At 62.4% G+C, this 15,754-nt stretch carries 14 protein-coding genes and 1 pseudogene; 12 read left to right on the forward strand and 3 right to left on the reverse strand.

The features are described from left to right. Positions 1 to 81: 81 nt before the first annotated feature. From RA19_RS21235 to RA19_RS21245, 3 genes are all read right to left on the reverse strand, one after another. Positions 82 to 699: a MotA/TolQ/ExbB proton channel family protein gene (locus RA19_RS21235; protein WP_039166671.1), complete on the reverse strand. Its 618-nt coding sequence runs from the start codon at positions 697 to 699 to the stop codon at positions 82 to 84. 3 nt (positions 700 to 702) lie between these two features. Continuing rightward, positions 703 to 1,122, reverse strand: coding sequence for a hypothetical protein (locus RA19_RS21240; RefSeq protein WP_039166674.1), 420 nt, complete (start codon positions 1,120 to 1,122; stop codon positions 703 to 705). A 63-nt stretch (positions 1,123 to 1,185) separates the two neighbouring features. Then, positions 1,186 to 2,031, reverse strand: a complete 846-nt coding sequence (locus RA19_RS21245; RefSeq protein WP_039166676.1) for a hypothetical protein — start codon at positions 2,029 to 2,031, stop codon at positions 1,186 to 1,188. Positions 2,032 to 2,219: 188 nt separating this feature from the next. On the opposite strand from RA19_RS21245, the gene tssA reads away from it, so the two are divergent. The 12 genes and pseudogenes from tssA to tssB (RA19_RS27500) form a co-directional block, all read left to right on the forward strand. Beyond that, on the forward strand, positions 2,220 to 3,287 hold the full coding sequence (gene tssA, locus RA19_RS21250; RefSeq protein ID WP_039166679.1) for a type VI secretion system protein TssA: 1,068 nt from the start codon (positions 2,220 to 2,222) through the stop codon (positions 3,285 to 3,287). Between the two features lie 75 nt (positions 3,288 to 3,362). Next, positions 3,363 to 3,878: a type VI secretion system contractile sheath small subunit gene (gene tssB, locus RA19_RS21255; protein WP_039166682.1), complete on the forward strand. Its 516-nt coding sequence runs from the start codon at positions 3,363 to 3,365 to the stop codon at positions 3,876 to 3,878. Between the two features lie 15 nt (positions 3,879 to 3,893). Then, positions 3,894 to 5,390: a type VI secretion system contractile sheath large subunit gene (tssC, locus tag RA19_RS21260; protein ID WP_039166685.1), complete on the forward strand. Its 1,497-nt coding sequence runs from the start codon at positions 3,894 to 3,896 to the stop codon at positions 5,388 to 5,390. A 67-nt stretch (positions 5,391 to 5,457) separates the two neighbouring features. Next, positions 5,458 to 5,958: an Hcp family type VI secretion system effector gene (locus RA19_RS21265; protein ID WP_039166687.1), complete on the forward strand. Its 501-nt coding sequence runs from the start codon at positions 5,458 to 5,460 to the stop codon at positions 5,956 to 5,958. A gap of 93 nt (positions 5,959 to 6,051) precedes the next feature. Beyond that, a complete protein-coding gene (locus RA19_RS21270; protein ID WP_039166689.1) occupies positions 6,052 to 6,855 on the forward strand; it encodes a type VI secretion system accessory protein TagJ in 804 nt (267 codons plus the stop codon). Continuing rightward, positions 6,848 to 7,345 carry a type VI secretion system baseplate subunit TssE gene (gene tssE / locus RA19_RS21275; RefSeq protein WP_039166690.1) on the forward strand — a complete coding sequence of 166 codons (498 nt, stop codon included), beginning with the start codon at positions 6,848 to 6,850 and terminating at the stop codon, positions 7,343 to 7,345. The genes RA19_RS21270 and tssE overlap by 8 nt, the downstream gene beginning before the upstream one ends. Position 7,346: 1 nt before the next feature. Next, on the forward strand, positions 7,347 to 9,224 hold the full coding sequence (gene tssF / locus RA19_RS21280; protein ID WP_039166691.1) for a type VI secretion system baseplate subunit TssF: 1,878 nt from the start codon (positions 7,347 to 7,349) through the stop codon (positions 9,222 to 9,224). After that, positions 9,188 to 10,243 (forward strand): type VI secretion system baseplate subunit TssG, encoded by a 1,056-nt coding sequence (gene tssG, locus RA19_RS21285; protein WP_039166694.1) that lies wholly within the window; start codon positions 9,188 to 9,190, stop codon positions 10,241 to 10,243. Before tssF ends, tssG begins: the two co-directional genes overlap by 37 nt. Before the next feature lies 1 nt (position 10,244). Beyond that, entirely contained in the window at positions 10,245 to 12,968 is a 2,724-nt protein-coding gene (gene tssH / locus RA19_RS21290) for a type VI secretion system ATPase TssH (protein ID WP_039166696.1), read from the forward strand. Between the two features lie 35 nt (positions 12,969 to 13,003). Further along, the gene (locus RA19_RS21295; protein WP_241479118.1) at positions 13,004 to 14,251 is read left to right on the forward strand and encodes a hypothetical protein; all 1,248 of its coding nucleotides are present in this window, start codon (positions 13,004 to 13,006) and stop codon (positions 14,249 to 14,251) included. A gap of 66 nt (positions 14,252 to 14,317) precedes the next feature. Further along, positions 14,318 to 15,172: an ion transporter gene (locus tag RA19_RS21300; protein WP_039166700.1), complete on the forward strand. Its 855-nt coding sequence runs from the start codon at positions 14,318 to 14,320 to the stop codon at positions 15,170 to 15,172. After that, positions 15,165 to 15,662 (forward strand): annotated as a pseudogene (gene tssB / locus RA19_RS27500) (type VI secretion system contractile sheath small subunit); the annotation flags it as partial. The gene RA19_RS21300 and the pseudogene tssB (RA19_RS27500), both read left to right, overlap by 8 nt. Between the last annotated feature and the right edge of the window lie 92 nt (positions 15,663 to 15,754).

Below are 15,754 nucleotides of genomic sequence, written 5' to 3' on the forward strand. Positions count from 1 at the left end.
TCGCGCCCGCCCTGGGGGGCGGGGCCGGGCGCGAGCCGGGCCGCAAGCGGCCCGGCGGAAACATGCGCGAAGCTTCTCATATTAACGCGACCCGTCGATTAGCAACAGGCGACCGGCGGCGCTTTCGATGGCTTGGGCAGCGGCGTCGATGCGGGCAGCAAAGAGCCCTGCGGCGACGGCGGCGGGGATTGCCACCAAAAGGCCCGCGGCGGTGGTGAGAAGCGCCTGCCAGATGCCGCCTGCGAGGACCGAGGCATTGGCCGCACCCTGGGCCAATTCCAGCTCCTGGAACGACTGGATCATGCCGAGCACGGTGCCAAGCAGGCCGAGAAGGGGCGAGACCATGGCGATCAGTTCCAAGAGGCGGATGAGGGAGTTCATACGGCTCACCTCTTCATTGCCGCGGCGCTGCAGCTCGTCCTGCAAAAGCGGCCCGCGCAGGCCTTCCTGCAGGGCCTGCATCGCGTAGCTCATCACCCGGTCGGCAGGGGATTTGCCGCCTGCGAGCGTGTCCTGCGCCTGTTTGCGGTCGCCATCCTTCCACAGGCCCAGGGCCTGTTCACGGGCATCGCCGCCGGCGCGCACCGGCCAGAGCTGGATCAGTTTGACGGCAATCACGGTGAGCGAGAGCAAAGACATCAGCGCCAGAAGCGCAATCACCGGGCCGCCGGTGCCGAGGATTTCCCAGGTGCCGGCCATGGCTTATTTCACCAGCGGCGCGGCGGCGCGGGAGCCGAGTTCCAGGATCGGGAAGCAATCCATCTGTTCCTCGTTCTGCGGCTGGCAGGAGGTGATGTCATGCAGCAGGATTTCCGAGATGTTGCTGCAGGCGATCTCGGGAATTTCAAAGAGTTTCAGGGTGGTGCGCTGAACGGGCAGGGGGGCGGCGTCGATCGACAGCAGGCGGTCGATCACCCCTTGGCCGTCGAGGATGGCCAAGGACATTTCGAAGCCTTCAAAGCTTTTGCCGGTTTGGTTGCGGAACAGGAAGAAGGCGCGGCAGCCGCCGCCGTCGATCTCTTCGGTCTTGTTCAGCTCGACCCTCAGCGGACCGGTTTCAGCACCGGCGGCAAAGGGCGCGGCTGCGAGAGCAAGGGCAGATAGCAGGCGTGTCAGGGTCATCACTGTCTCCGGGTTCCGGTTGTTGTTGCCCAGCCCGCAGAAGCCGCGGATTGGTTCCTTGGCTCAGACCAGTGCGGTCAGCGCTTTTTCGATCTTGTCCATGGCATCGCGGGCCGAATCGAGGTCGCGGCGTTTCAGATGGCGGGCGGCCACGTGCAGGGCGCGGCCCAGGCGGTCGCGGGCCTTGCCCGGGGCGCGGGCGACATTGGCCTGCAGGGACTGGGCGCGTTTCACCTGGGCGCCGAGCGAGCGCTGGTCCATCTCGCGCTGGCCGCGTTTCATGGTCCGGGCCTCGTCCTCGCGGTCTTTGCCGATGCCGGCAACGGCGCGTTCGATCACCATCACCAGGGTCTCGGCCTCCTGCAGGCGGCCCTTGTTGATCAGGGCGACGGATTTGGCGAGCGCGCGTTTCAGCTTCAGCTCCAGCGGCCCCGGTGCCAGGCCGATGCGCGGCTGGATCCGTTTCAGGCGGCGTTTCAGCGGCGCGATGGCTTTGGGGTCGATGCCGGAGGCGGAGATGTCGGAGACGTCTTCCTCGGCGACGACGCTTTCGGAGGATTCGGGTTTGAGGCTGTCCAGGAGGTTGCCGCCGTCATCGACGAACAGCACATTGACCTTGGCCGGGTTGCGTTTGAAAAACTTTTTCAGCTCGCCGATCATCCGCCCGGGCGCGCTTTCGCAGATCATTTCCATCTCGCCCGAGCGCACCGTGTAGGTGCCCCAGGCCATCGGCGGTCCGCCGCCCGCCTGCTTCATCGGATTGCGCAGAGTCTCGGGTTTTTTGCCCGGCTGAATCATCATCAGCGGGTCCTTGCTGTCGTCGAGGCAGAAGGCGAAGCTCATCCGCTTCTTGGCGCCCTCGCGCACCATGTCTTTGACTTCCTTGCCGGAAATACGATCAATACTCATTATTACCCAGCCGCAAAAAAGAGTGAAAACATTTGACTTTAGGATGCCGATAAGGCTCACTTGGGGTCAAGTTTTAGTTTGAGATTAGGGCAGCCTTAACCGCCGGTCCTGGAAAAGGGCGGGGGGCTGCTTGACGTTACGTTAACAGAGGCCGCAACAACCTGAGACCAAGCGGGGGGGCATTTATAATGGATCCGGCAGTATTGCTGCAATCCAAGGGGGATGACGCGCCCAGCGGCGAGAACCTCGAATACGATCCGGCGTTCACCGAGATGGAGCTGGCGGCTCAGCCCGGGGAAGAATCCGTGGTGGGCGATGAAAAGATCGAGGCCACAGATCCCGATTACCGCGAAGTGCAGAAGAAAGCGCTGGAGGTGCTGGAGCGCAGCCACGACCTGCGGGCGGCGGTGTTCCTGGGCGATGCGCTTTTGCATTCGGAAGGGCTGACCGGCTTTGCCGATGTCTCGGCCTATATGCGCGGCTGCCTGGAGGAGTTCTGGGAAACCTGCCATCCGGAGCTGGATGAAGACGACGGCGATCCGACGATGCGGATCAATGCGGTGCAGGATCTGTGCGGCCAGCCGGACGGGATGGCGGGGGCATCGCCCTTGTACCGGTCGCTGCGCCGGGCGCCCCTGACCGAGAGCCGCGGCTTCGGCCGGTTCTCGTTCCGCGACATCGAGATTGCCGAAGGGGTGATGACGGCGCCTGCGGATATGGAGCATGTGCCGGACAGCGCCACCATCGGCGCGGCGTTCCAGGACAGCGACGATGAAGTCATCGAGGCGCGGCTTGCAGCGATTGAATCCGCGGCAGAGAATGTCAAAGCGGTCTCGGCGGTGTTCGACGAGCAGACGCCGGGGCAGGGGCCGGACCTGAGCGCCCTGATCAAGCTGCTGCAGCAGATGGCCCGCAAGATCCGCGACTATGGCAATGTCAGTGCGGACGCTGCGGCGGATGAGGATGAAGCAGACGGTGCAGGCGCAGAAGAAGGCGGCGCAGCGGCCCCGGCCGCAGGCGGCCGCGCAGCGCCTGCCGCGCCGGGGGCGATCAATTCGCCCGCTGATGTGTCCAACGCGCTGGACCGCATCATCGGCTATTACCGGCGGGCGGAACCGTCGAGCCCGCTGCCGATCCTGCTGGAGCGGTGCAAGCGGCTGGTGGGGGCGGATTTCCTCACCATCATGAACGACATGGCGCCGCAGGGGGTGGACAATGTCCACCTGATCGGCGGCATCGAAGACGACGACGACTAACGGGCACGGGCTTGCGCCGGCGGCGGAAGCCGCTGCAGCAGCCGTGCAAGCTAAAGACTAGTGAAGGAGACCTAGATGGCCGGAAGTTCACAGAAATTCATTGCCCGCAACCGGGCACCAAGGGTCCAGATCGAATATGACGTGGAGCTGTACGGCGCCGAGAAGAAGGTGCAGCTGCCGTTTGTGATGGGCGTGATGAGCGACCTGGTGGGCAAATCCGAAGTGGAGCAGCCTGCGGTGGCCGACCGCAAGTTCCTGGAGATTGATGTCGACAATTTCGACGAGCGCCTGAAATCGATGGCGCCGCGCGCCGCGTTCACCGTGCCCAACACGCTGACAGGCGAAGGCAACCTGGCGGTCGACATCACCTTTGACAGCATGGACGATTTCAAGCCCGCCGCCATCGCCGCCAAGGTGGAGCCGCTGCGCGAGCTTTTGGAAGCGCGCACCCAGTTGTCGAACCTGATGACCTATATGGACGGTAAGACCGGCGCCGAGGATCTGATCTCGAAGATCATCCAGGATCCGAGCCTGCTGAAAACCCTGGCAGCGCAGCCCAAGCCCGGCGGCGAAGCCGAGAGCGAAGAATAATAGGGGAGGACAAAGATGGCTGAAGAAGAACTCCAGGCGGAAGCCGCTGGTGGTGAAGCCGCCTTTGGCTCAACCGAGTTTGCGGACCTGCTGCAGAAGGAATTCCGCCCCAAGTCGGACCAGGCCAAGACTGCTGTGGAAAGCGCGGTCAAGACCCTGGCCGAGCAGGCGCTGGCAAACACCGATCTGATTTCCGACGACGCGCTGCGCTCGATCGAGAGCATCGTGTCGCTGATTGACCAGAAGCTGACCGAGCAGGTGAACCTGATCCTGCACAACGAGGAATTCCAGCAGCTGGAAAGCGCTTGGCGCGGCTTGCATTATCTGGTCAACAACACCGAGACCGATGAGCAGCTGAAAATCCGGGTGATGCCGATCACCAAGAAGGAGATGTCGAAGACCCTGAAGAAGTTCAAGGGCACGGCATGGGACCAGTCGCCGATCTTCAAGAAGATCTACACCGAGGAATTCAGCCAGCTGGGCGGCGAGCCCTATGGCTCCCTGGTGGCGGACTACCATTTCGACCATTCGCCGCCGGACATTGAACTGCTGGGCGAGATGTCCAAGATCGCCGCGGCCGCGCATGCGCCGCTGATCACCGGCGCCAAGCCGACGCTGTTCCAGATGGACAGCTGGGCGGAACTGTCGAACCCGCGCGATCTGACCAAGATCTTCCAGACCCCGGAATATGCCGCCTGGCGGTCCCTGCGCGACAGCGAGGATGCGAAATACGTGGGTCTGGCGATGCCGCGTTTCCTGGGCCGTCTGCCCTATGGCTCCAAGACCGACCCGGTGGAGGAATTTGCCTTTGAGGAAGACACCGCGGGTGCCACCAGCGACAAATACGGCTGGGTCAACGCGGCCTACGGCATGGCGGTGAACATCACCCGGTCGTTCAAGATGTACGGCTGGTGCTCGCGGATCCGCGGCGTGGAAAGCGGCGGCACGCTGGAAAACCTGCCTTCGCACACTTTCCCGACCACCGATGGCGGCGTCGATCAGAAATGCCCGACCGAGATTGCCATCGACGACCGGCGCGAAGCGGAACTGGCGAAGAACGGCATGATGCCGCTGATCCACCGCAAGAACACCGATGTTGCGACCTTCATGGGTGCGCAGTCGCTGCACAAGCCGGCCGAATATGACGATCCGGATGCCACCGCAAACGCCAATCTGGGCGCGCGGCTGCCGTATCTGTTCGCCACATGCCGGTTCGCGCACTATCTCAAGTGCATGGTGCGGGACAAAGTCGGCTCGTTCAAAAGCCGTCAGGATATGGAGTCCTGGCTGCAGGACTGGATCAACAACTATGTTGACTTCAATGCAGATATCTCTTCGGAGAACGAGAAGGCGCGCAAACCTCTGGCCGCAGCCGAAGTGGTTGTGGAAGAGGTCGAGGGCAACCCGGGGTATTACACCTCGAAATTCTTCCTGCGCCCGCATTACCAGCTTGAGGGGCTTTCCGTCTCGCTGCGGCTGGTATCGAAACTGCCCTCGGAAAAAGGAGGCTGATTACCCACTCCCCAGCCTCGTACCATCATAGTGCAGTAGAATTCTTAATTATTGAAAGGATAGCAAAATGGCTGCAAATATGTTCGTGGAAATCTCGGATATCGAAGGCGATGCCACCGAGGAGAACCACAAGAAATGGATCGTCGTCCAGTCCGCAAGCTGGAACGTTGAGCGCGCAGTTGAGATGACCGACCTGGGTTCGACCCAGCGGATGCACGCGAACTCGAACTTCGGCAAGATCGAGCTGACCTCGCAGATGGGCAAAGCGTCCAACGACCTGGCGCTGTCGGTGGCCAACGGCACCGTGCGTCCGGAAATCATCATGCATTGGTGCCGCTCGGGCGACAGCGCCAGCCAGGGCCTGCTGGTCTATTCGATTTGGAAGCTGAAAGACGTGGTTGTCGACAGCTACTCGATCTCAGCCAGCGAAGACGGCATCCCGGAAGAGACCTGGTCGCTGGCCTATGCTTCGATCGAGCATGAGTACAAGTCGACCAACCAGAAAACCGGTAAGCTCACCACTGAAGGCACCTTCAAGTGGAACGTGCAGACCGGCAAGGTCGAGTAACACACGATTGCCGGCCCCGGGCGTATTTGCGCCCGGGGTCCGTTTTTTCCGACGCATTTCCAGCAGTCCATCCTTGATGCGGAGTAAAGCCCCATGACACCCGAAGAGCATCTGAAAGCCGGTGATCCCAGGGCGGCGCTGGAGGCGCTGCAGCAGAAGATCCGGGGCGACGCGAGCAATCCGAAGCTGCGGGTGTTCCTGTTTCAGCTGCTCTGCGTGCTGGGCGACTGGAACCGGGCGATTGCCCAGCTGAAGGCGGCGGCGGGGCTGGATGAAGGCGCCACGGTGATGGCGCAGGCCTACCGCGAGGCGATCATCTGCGAGGTCTACCGCGAGAAAGTGTTTGCCGGTGAAAAGGCGCCTTTGATCCTCGGCGAGCCGGAGGAATGGCTGGCGCATCTGATCGAAGCGCAGAGGCTGCTGGCAACGGGAAACCCCAAGGAAGCGGCGGAGCTGCGCGCCAAGGCGTTTGATGCAGCCCCTGCAAGCCCCGGCGAAATCAACGGCAAGCGGTTTGAATGGATTGCCGATGCCGACATGCGGCTGGGCCCGGTGCTGGAGACGGTGGTCAACGGCAAATACTACTGGCTGCCGTTTTCCCAGATCGTTTCGTTTGAGGCCGAAGAGCCGAGCGACTTGCGCGATGCGGTCTGGACCGCGGGCACGCTGACCCTGGCGGGCGGCGGTGCTGTGGCGGCGATGATCCCGTCCCGCTACCCGGGCAGCGAGAAGGCCGACGGGCTGTCGATGCTGGCGCGCGCCACCGTGTGGGAGGATGCCGGCGGGGAGACCTTTACCGGCCTGGGCCAGCGGCTGCTGACGATCGGGGAAGAGGACATTGCCATCATGGACGTGCGCTCGCTCAAGATGGATGGGCATGACATAGAAAATGGCTGACAAGACTCTGGCCGAGCGCCTGCAGCCTTCGCTGCTGGACCGGCTGACAGACAATGCACCTGGCGATCTGAAGGAAACCCGCGAGAGCCGGGTGATTGATCTTGGGCGGCTCAGGGAAATCATCCAGCGCGATCTGTCCTGGCTGCTGAACACCCAGAACGTCGAAAGCCATTTCGACGCGGAGAAATACCCGTCGATTTCAGCCTCGGTGCTGAACTACGGGCTGATTGAAGTGGCGGGCGAGGCCTCGACCACGGAAAAGGCCGAGGCGATCAGGCGGTCGATCAAACAGGCGATTGCGGCTTATGAGCCGCGGATCATCGAAGGCTCGGTGGATGTGCGGCTGCAGGATGGCACCGACGCGACCGAGATGACCGTGGGTCTGGAAATCCGCGCCGACATGTGGGCGCAGCCGATGCCGCTGGAACTGTATTTGCGCAGCAAGGTCGATCTGACCACCGGCGAAGTGGAAATGGAAAGGGCGCTGTGAGATGGATACACGGCTGCTGACCCATTACGAGAATGAACTGAACTACCTGCGCGACATGGGCGGGGAGTTTGCCGCTGCCTATCCCAAGATCGCCGCCAGGCTGGGGATGGAGGGGGTCGAGGTTCTTGACCCTTATGTGGAACGGCTGCTGGAAGGCGTCGCCTTCCTGTCGGCGCGCGTCCAGCTGGAGCTGGAGCTGCAGTATCCGAATTTCACCTCGAACCTGCTGGAGATCATCTACCCGCATTACCTGGCGCCGACGCCGTCGATGATGATTGCAGCGTTTGAGCCGGATGCAGCGAACTCGGCGGTGAAAAGCGGCTATGTGCTGCCGCGCGGCTCGACATTGCGGTCACGGCTGACCGAGGGGGAGCAGACCCCATGCGAGTTCCGCACCGCCGCTGATCTGACCATGTGGCCGATCCAGATCACCGAGGCGCAGTACATCGACGGCCGCGGCGAGCTGGTCGCGGCGGGGGTGGCCACTGGCTATGATGCCAGAGCGGGGATCCGGCTGCGCATCAAGCGGATCGACGGCGACCCGATCAGCAAGCTGGAGATGGACAAGCTGTCTTTGTACCTGTCCAGCGCGGCGGGCAACAGCTGGCCTTTGCTGGAGATGCTGTGCACCCAGGTGCAGGGGATTGTGGCGCGTTCTACCGACCGGCGCGCCGACTGGCAGCTGCCGCTGCGCGGCGCCAAAGTGGTGCAAAAGGGGTTCAGCCCCGAGGAAGCTCTGCTGCCGCTGCCGCGCCGGGTTTATGACGGCTACCGGCTGCTGCAGGAATATTTTGCGATGCCCGAGCGGTTCCGCTTTGTTGAACTGCAGGGGCTGAAAGCCGGGCTGGAGAAATCGGCGGGTAATGAGGTCGATCTTTATATTCTCCTGCGCGAGGGGATGCCGGAGATTGCGCCGATTGTGGTGCCGGAAGTGTTCCAGCTGAACGCGGTGCCTGCGGTCAACCTGTTTGAGAAACGCTGCGACAGGGTGCGGATTGCGCCGATCGACACCGAGCACCACGTGATCCCAAACCGCACCGCGGGCCTGGATTTCGAGGTCTATGCGCTGCAGAGCGTGGTCGGGATCAGCGGCGAGGGCGAAGACGATGTGGTATTCCGCCCGTTCTACTCTGCCAATGATTTCACCGCGGCGGGCGAAAGCCACCCGGCTTATTACACCATCAAGCGGCGGATGCGGCAGCGCTCGGAAAAGGAGCGTCTGCGCGGGGTGAGGAGTTCTTACCTGGGATCGGAAGTGTTCCTGACGCTGGTGGACCGGGCGCAGGCGCCGTATTCCTCGGGGCTGGAGCAGCTGGCGGTCAATGCGCTTTGCACCAACCGCGATCTGCCGATGCTGCTGGCCACCGGCAGCGATGATGTGTTCCAGCTGCCCGAGGGCGGACCGGTGACCAAGGTGACGCTGCCGGTATCGCCGACGCGCCCGCACCCTACGTTGGCGCAGGGCGATACCGCTTGGCGGCTGATCTCGCATCTGAGCCTCAACTACGTCTCGATTGCCGAAACCGGCAAGGGCCAGTCGGCGGAGGCGCTGCGCGAACTGGTGGGGCTTTATGCGCCGCTCGGCGACCGGGTGACGGAAAAGCAGCTGGAAGGGATCCTGTCGGTGGGTGCACGCCCCATCGTGCGGCGGATGAGCGACGAGATCCTGTCGACCGCGGTGCGGGGCCTGGAGATCACCCTGGGCTTTGACGAGAGCTTTTTCGAGGGCAGCAACATCTATGCGCTGGGAGCCGTGCTGGAGCGGTTCTTCCGCGGCTATGCCAGCATCAACTCATTCACGGAGACAGTCCTGACGACTGAAAAACGCGGGGAAATTGCCAGATGGCGACCGGAAAAGGGCCTCGGCCGGATGATCTGAGCCTCTATGGCCGGCTGGCCATGGAGCCTGAAAAACATCACGTTTTTCAGGCCCTTCGGGTATTGGAGGCGCATTTCAATGACGCCCCGCGCCTCGGCGAAAGCCGCCGCCCGCGCGAGGACATGCTGCGGCTGGGGCAGGAGGCGGAACTGGCGTTCCCGCCCTCGACCATTGCCGATTTCAAACCGGCAGAGGGCGGCAAGCCTGCGGTTCTGACCAACCGGTTTTTTGGCCTGTTCGGCCCGCAAGGCCCCTTGCCGCTGCATCTGACCGAATACGCCCGCGACCGTAAACGCAACCACCGCGACCCGACGCTGGTGGCCTTTGCCGATATGCTGACGCACCGGATGATGAGCCTCTTGTACCGGGCTTGGACGCAAGGATCGCCTGCGGTCAGTTTCGACCGGGCCGATGATCCGATGGCGCGCAAAGTGTCGTCGCTGATCGGTTATAACGGCTTCAAATTCGGCGACCGCGACGACATGCCGGACATGGCCAAGCTGCATTTTGCGGGCCACCTGGCCAAGGGCGCCAAGAACCCGGAGGGGCTGGTGTCGATCCTGTCGGCGTTTTTCGAGGTGCCGGTCACCCTGCAGGAGTTTGTCGGCAGCTGGCTGGAGCTGGAGCCGGACGACCGCTGGGCCCTGGGCTATGGCGGACTGGGGCAGAGCACCAGCATCGGCGACAAGGTCTGGAGCCGCTCGGCCAAGTTCCGCATCCGCATCGGGCCGCTGAAGCTGCAGGATTACGAACGGCTTTTGCCGGGCGGCGAGGCACTGAAGCGGCTGCGCGCAATTGTGCGGTCCTATGCCGGCGATTTCCTGGATTGGGATGTGAACCTGATCCTGGCTGGCGACGAGGTGCCGCGCGCGTCCTTGGGCGGCACCACGCGGCTGGGGCACACCAGCTGGGTGCGGTCGCGCCCGGACCCGGATGCGGATCAGCCGGACGTGAATGATTTATACCTGTACCCGGGATTTGGCGCCGGGGCTGAAGAGCGCGTAGAGGGAGGGATTTGAGATGACCGAGATCAGCCGTGTGGCATTGTTCGGCAAGCTGAACAAACTGGGATACCAGGCCGTTGAGAGCGCAACCGTGTTCTGCAAGATGCGCGGGAACCCCTATGTCGAGCTGGTGCATTGGATGCATCAGCTGCTGGCGCAGCAGGACAGCGACATGCACCGGATCATCGAGCATTACAAGCTGGATCCCGGCAAGATCGCCACCGAGCTGACCCGTGCCCTGGACATGCTGCCGCGCGGGGCTTCGACGATCTCAGACCTTTCGGACCATCTGATGGACGCGATGGAACGCGGCTGGGTTTGGGGCTCGCTCTTGTATTCCTCTGGCCAGGTGCGCAGCGGGCATTTGCTCTTGGGTATGCTGAAGACGCCGGCGCTGCGCAATATCCTGTCCAACATGTCGCCGGAGCTGGCCAGGATCGGCGCCGATGATCTGGCGGACAATTTCCATGACGCCACCGACGGCTCGCCCGAGGAGGCCTTGGGGGCGCAGGACGGCTCGAATGTGACCGGCGGCGGCGCCGAGCCGGGCGAGGCCTCAAGCGCGATGGCGCCCGGTGCCATGGGCAAGGGCGAGGCGCTGGAGCAGTTCTGCACCGACCTCACCGAACAGGCGAAGAACGGCGAGATCGACCCGATTGTCGGCCGCGATGAGGAAATCCGCCAGATCGTCGACATCCTGATGCGGCGGCGGCAGAACAACCCGATCCTGACCGGCGAGGCCGGGGTGGGCAAGACTGCGGTGGTCGAAGGCTTTGCGCTCAGGATCGCGCGCGGCGACGTGCCGCCGGCGCTGGCGGATGTGCGGCTTTTGGTGCTGGACGTGGGTCTGCTGCAAGCCGGCGCTTCGATGAAGGGCGAGTTTGAGAACCGCCTGCGCCAGGTGATTGACGAGGTGCAGGCGAGCCCGGTGCCGATTGTGATGTTTGTCGATGAGACCCACACGCTGGTCGGCGCCGGCGGCGCCGCGGGTACCGGCGATGCGGCGAACCTGCTGAAACCGGCGCTGGCGCGCGGCACTTTGCGGACCATCGGTGCTACCACTTGGGCCGAATACAAGAAATACATCGAGAAAGACCCGGCGCTGACCCGCCGCTTCCAAGTCGTGAAGGTCGATGAACCGGGCATCAAGAAGGCGATCCTGATGATGCGCGGCATCGCCTCGATGCTGGAAAACCACCACCGGGTGCAGGTGCTGGATGAGGGGATTGAGGCGGCGGTCAGCCTGTCGGCCCGATACATCCCGGCGCGGCAATTGCCGGATAAGTCGGTGAGCCTATTGGATACGGCTTGTGCGCGGGTGGCGGTGAGCCAGCACGCGGTGCCGGCCGAGGTGGACGACAGCCAGCGCCGGATTGAGGCGCTGACTACCGAGCTGGAGATCATCGGCCGCGATGAAACCGCCGGCTATGACGTCGAAGACCGCCGCGAGGCGGCGGAGACGGCGAAGGCCGCTGAAGAAGAGCGGCTGGCGGAACTTACTGCCCAGTGGGACAAGGAAAAGGCGGTTGTGCAGGACATCCTCGACCTGCGCGCCAAGCTCCGGGAGGGGGCCGCGCCCGTAGACGATACCGCCGATGCTGGGGACGACAGCGCGGAGGGCGCCGCCGAAGGCAGTGATGACGGACCGGACCGGGCGGAACTGCTGCAGCAGCTGAAGGACAAGAACGCCGAGCTTGACGCCTTGCAGGGCGACAGCGCGCTGATCCTGCCCATCGTGGACCACCAGGCGATTGCCTCTGTGGTCGGCGACTGGACCGGCATTCCGGTCGGCCGCATGGTCAAGGACGAGATCGAGACCATTCTGAACCTGGAAGAGCACCTGGCGAAACGGGTGATCGGCCAGGATCACGCGATGAAGATGATCGCCAAGCGCATCCAGACCAGCCGCGCCGGCCTCGACAACCCGAACAAGCCGATTGGTGTGTTCATGCTGGCGGGCACCTCAGGCGTTGGTAAGACCGAAACCGCGCTGGCGCTGGCTGAGGTTCTGTATGGCGGCGAACAGAACGTTATCACCATCAATATGTCTGAGTACCAGGAAGCCCATACCGTCAGCTCGCTGAAAGGCGCGCCTCCGGGTTATGTCGGTTACGGCGAAGGCGGGGTGCTGACCGAGGCGGTGCGGCGCAAGCCTTATTCCGTCGTGCTGCTGGACGAGGTCGAAAAGGCGCACCCGGATGTGCATGAGATTTTCTTCCAAGTCTTCGATAAAGGCGTGATGGAAGACGGCGAAGGCCGGATCATCGACTTCAAGAATACGCTGATCCTGCTGACCTCAAACGTGGGCACCGAGACCATCATGGACCTGTGCTCGGATCCTGAGCTGATGCCGGAGCCGGAGGGCATGGCGAAAGCTTTGCGCGACCCGCTGCTGAAGGTGTTCCCGCCGGCGCTCTTGGGGCGTTTGGTGGCGATCCCCTATTATCCGCTCAGCCCGGAGATGATCGGCGAGATCACCAAGCTGCAGCTGGGCCGGATCCAGAAACGGGTTCAGGAAACGCATTCCGTGCCGTTCGAATACACGGACGGCGTGGTCGAAGAGATCGTCAACCGCTGCCAGGAGCTCGACAGCGGCGGCCGCATGATCGACGCAATTGTCACCAACACCATGCTGCCGGAAATCTCAAACGAGTTCCTGCGCCGCCTGATGGAAGGCGGGGAAGTGAAGAAAGTCGCAGTCGACGTCAAGGACGGGGAGTTCACGTACGGTTTTGATTAAACGCGCCAGAAGGTAGCGAGTAAGGGGGAAATCCTATGGTTAAACACGTTGTTATGGACCTGAAGAACCTGGACATCAAAGTGTCCGGGCTGCAGATGGTGGAGCCGCCTAAACTGTCGTTCAAGGTGGTGGTGGAACTTGACAAGAAGATGGAGAAGGGGGTCGAGAAGGACCCGCTTCTGCAGCAGGAGTTCCATTCAGGCGCCAGCGAAGTGCTGGAGCAGACCAAGGACACCATCGAGAAGAAGTGCAAGGTGTTCGACAAGGCCTTTGTTGAGATGACCAACAAGGGCGCCTCGGACAAGGACATGGAAAAGCAGCTGAAGGGGCTGAATGACGCCATCAAGAATGACGTCAAGGTTGCCGAAAAGGGGGCTGAACTGGCGGCGCAGAAGGCCTGGACCAATCTGCAGAAGAAGAAAAAGGAATGGTCCAAGTTCAAGATCAAGGTCGGCGTGTCGATTGCCGGTACCCTGGCCGGTCTGGCGGTGAGCATAGCGGCAATGGCGACCTCGCCGTTCTCGGGCGGTGCGGGCGCGGCCTTTGGCATCATTGGGCTGATCAAATCCGGCGTGTCGCTGGCCAAGGACATCGGCAAGCTGGCGATCAACATCGACCAGTCCAAGGCGATCCTGGAGAAGAACCTGGCGGTGGTGGAAAAGGCCGCCTCCAACAAGGCGCTGAACGCGGTGAACGAGGTGTCGGCGGCGGTGTTCCAGGAGTTCCTTGGCATCTCGCAGCCGTCGGTCAAGACGGTGGAAGACAGTGCCGAGACGATGAAGGCGAAATACGCGCAGATGATCGTCAAGATGCATGATCTGTCGAAAACCCTGAACAAGGTGCTGAAGCAGCAGGACAAGCTGAAGAAGGAGTTCCTGGCCGAGGTCGGCAAGAAGCTGAAGAAGCATCCGATCAAGGACAAGAAGACTCAGTTGGTGATGGTCAACAAGGCGCTGGATGCGGCCTTGGCCGATAATTACTCGGCGGTGCAAAGCGCCATCGACAAGATCCAGATCATGTACAGCGATGCCCGCGACTGGGCCAACAAGATCAAGGATCTGATGAAGCGGGTGAAGGCGCTGACAATCAAGGATCCGAAAGCGCTGAAGGTGTTCCGCGAGGCGCTGAAGTTTGCCGCGCTGGCGACAGCGCCGATCGATGGCAATTCGATCGCAACCGGTGCCAAGGATCTGGCCCTGGGTGTGGGCGGTGCAGTGGGCGGTTACGCCTATGACAAGATCACCAGCAAGGCGCTGGACGGGACCGTGTTCGACGCGGCCTGACATGAAAAAGACGACCGCCGGGCGCCCATGCGTGCCCGGCACAACGGAACGGCCGGGAGAGGTACATTGGACAGCAGCGCGCAAACCGCAGTGACGCTTCGGGACCGGGCCCGGGAATTTGTCGAGCGCCGGTGGGTGACCAATACGGTGCTTGGCGTCATCATTTTCAATGCCATCACTCTAGGCTTGGGCACGTCGGACAGCGTCAACGCCCATGCTGGCGGTCTGCTGGATGTGATCGACCGGATCGTGCTGGGCATCTTTGTGACAGAGTTGGCCTTGAAGCTTTTTGCCTATGGGCTGCGGTTCTTCACCTCGGCCTGGAATATTTTCGACCTGCTGGTGGTCTCGGTCGGGCTGCTTCCGGACAGCCAGGGCCTGTCGGCGCTGCGCGGCTTGCGGGTGGTGCGGGCGCTGCGGCTCTTGTCCGTCGTGCCGCAGATGCGGGCTGTGGTGCAGGCTTTGCTGGACGCGCTGCCGGGCATGGGCGCGGTGATCGTGATGATCTCGATCGTGTTCTATGTGTTCGGGGTGATGGCGACGCTGATGTATGGCGATGCCTTCGACACCTGGTTCGGCACTTTAGGGCGGTCGCTTTATTCGCTGTTCCAAATCATGACGCTGGAAAGCTGGTCGATGGGGATCGTACGGCCGGTGATGGATGTGTTCCCCTTTGCCTGGGCATTCTTTGTGCCGTTCATCGTGATTACTGCCTTCTCGGTTCTGAACCTGTTCATCGGCCTTCTGGTCAACACCATGCAGTCGGCGGTGGAGGCGGATGCCGAGGCTGAGTTTGAGAAGCTGCGCGAGCTGGTGAAATCGGAGACCGATGTGGTGGACGCGCATGTGCTGGAGCTGCATGAAGAGATCAAGGCATTGCGGGCGGAACTGGCCCAGCTGAAAGGGCAGGGGAATGGCTGACAGCTCGCAGAAGTTCATTGCCCGCAATAGGGCGCCGCGTGTTCAGATCGAATACGACGTGGAGCTTTACGGCGCCGAGAAGAAGGTGCAGCTGCCCTTTGTCATGGGGGTGATGAGCGATCTGATGGGCAAGTCCGAGATCGAGCAGCCCAGCGTTGCCGACCGCAAATTCCTGGAGATCGACGTCGACAACTTCGACGAACGGATGAAGTCGATGGCCCCGCGGGCTGCTTTTACGGTGCCCAACACGCTGACCGGCGAGGGCAACCTGGCGGTTGACCTGACCTTTGAAAGCATGGCGGATTTCTCGCCCGGCGCTATTGCCGGCAAGGTAGATGCGCTGCGTCCGCTGCTGGAGGCGCGCACCCAGCTATCGAACCTGATGGCCTATATGGACGGCAAGACCGGGGCGGAGACGCTGATCGAGAAGATCCTGAACGACCCGTCGCTGCTGCAGGCGGTGTCGGCCCCGGCCGGGGATGCCGGCAGTGCCGCGGCGCTGGAAAGCCTGCGCACTGTTGAGCTTCCGGAGGAAGAGGCGGATACCACCGGCGATGTTCTGGCTGGGCTGGCGGCACAGGC

The sequence above is a fragment of the Leisingera sp. ANG-M1 genome, assembly GCF_000813745.1.
GTDB lineage: Bacteria > Pseudomonadota > Alphaproteobacteria > Rhodobacterales > Rhodobacteraceae > Leisingera.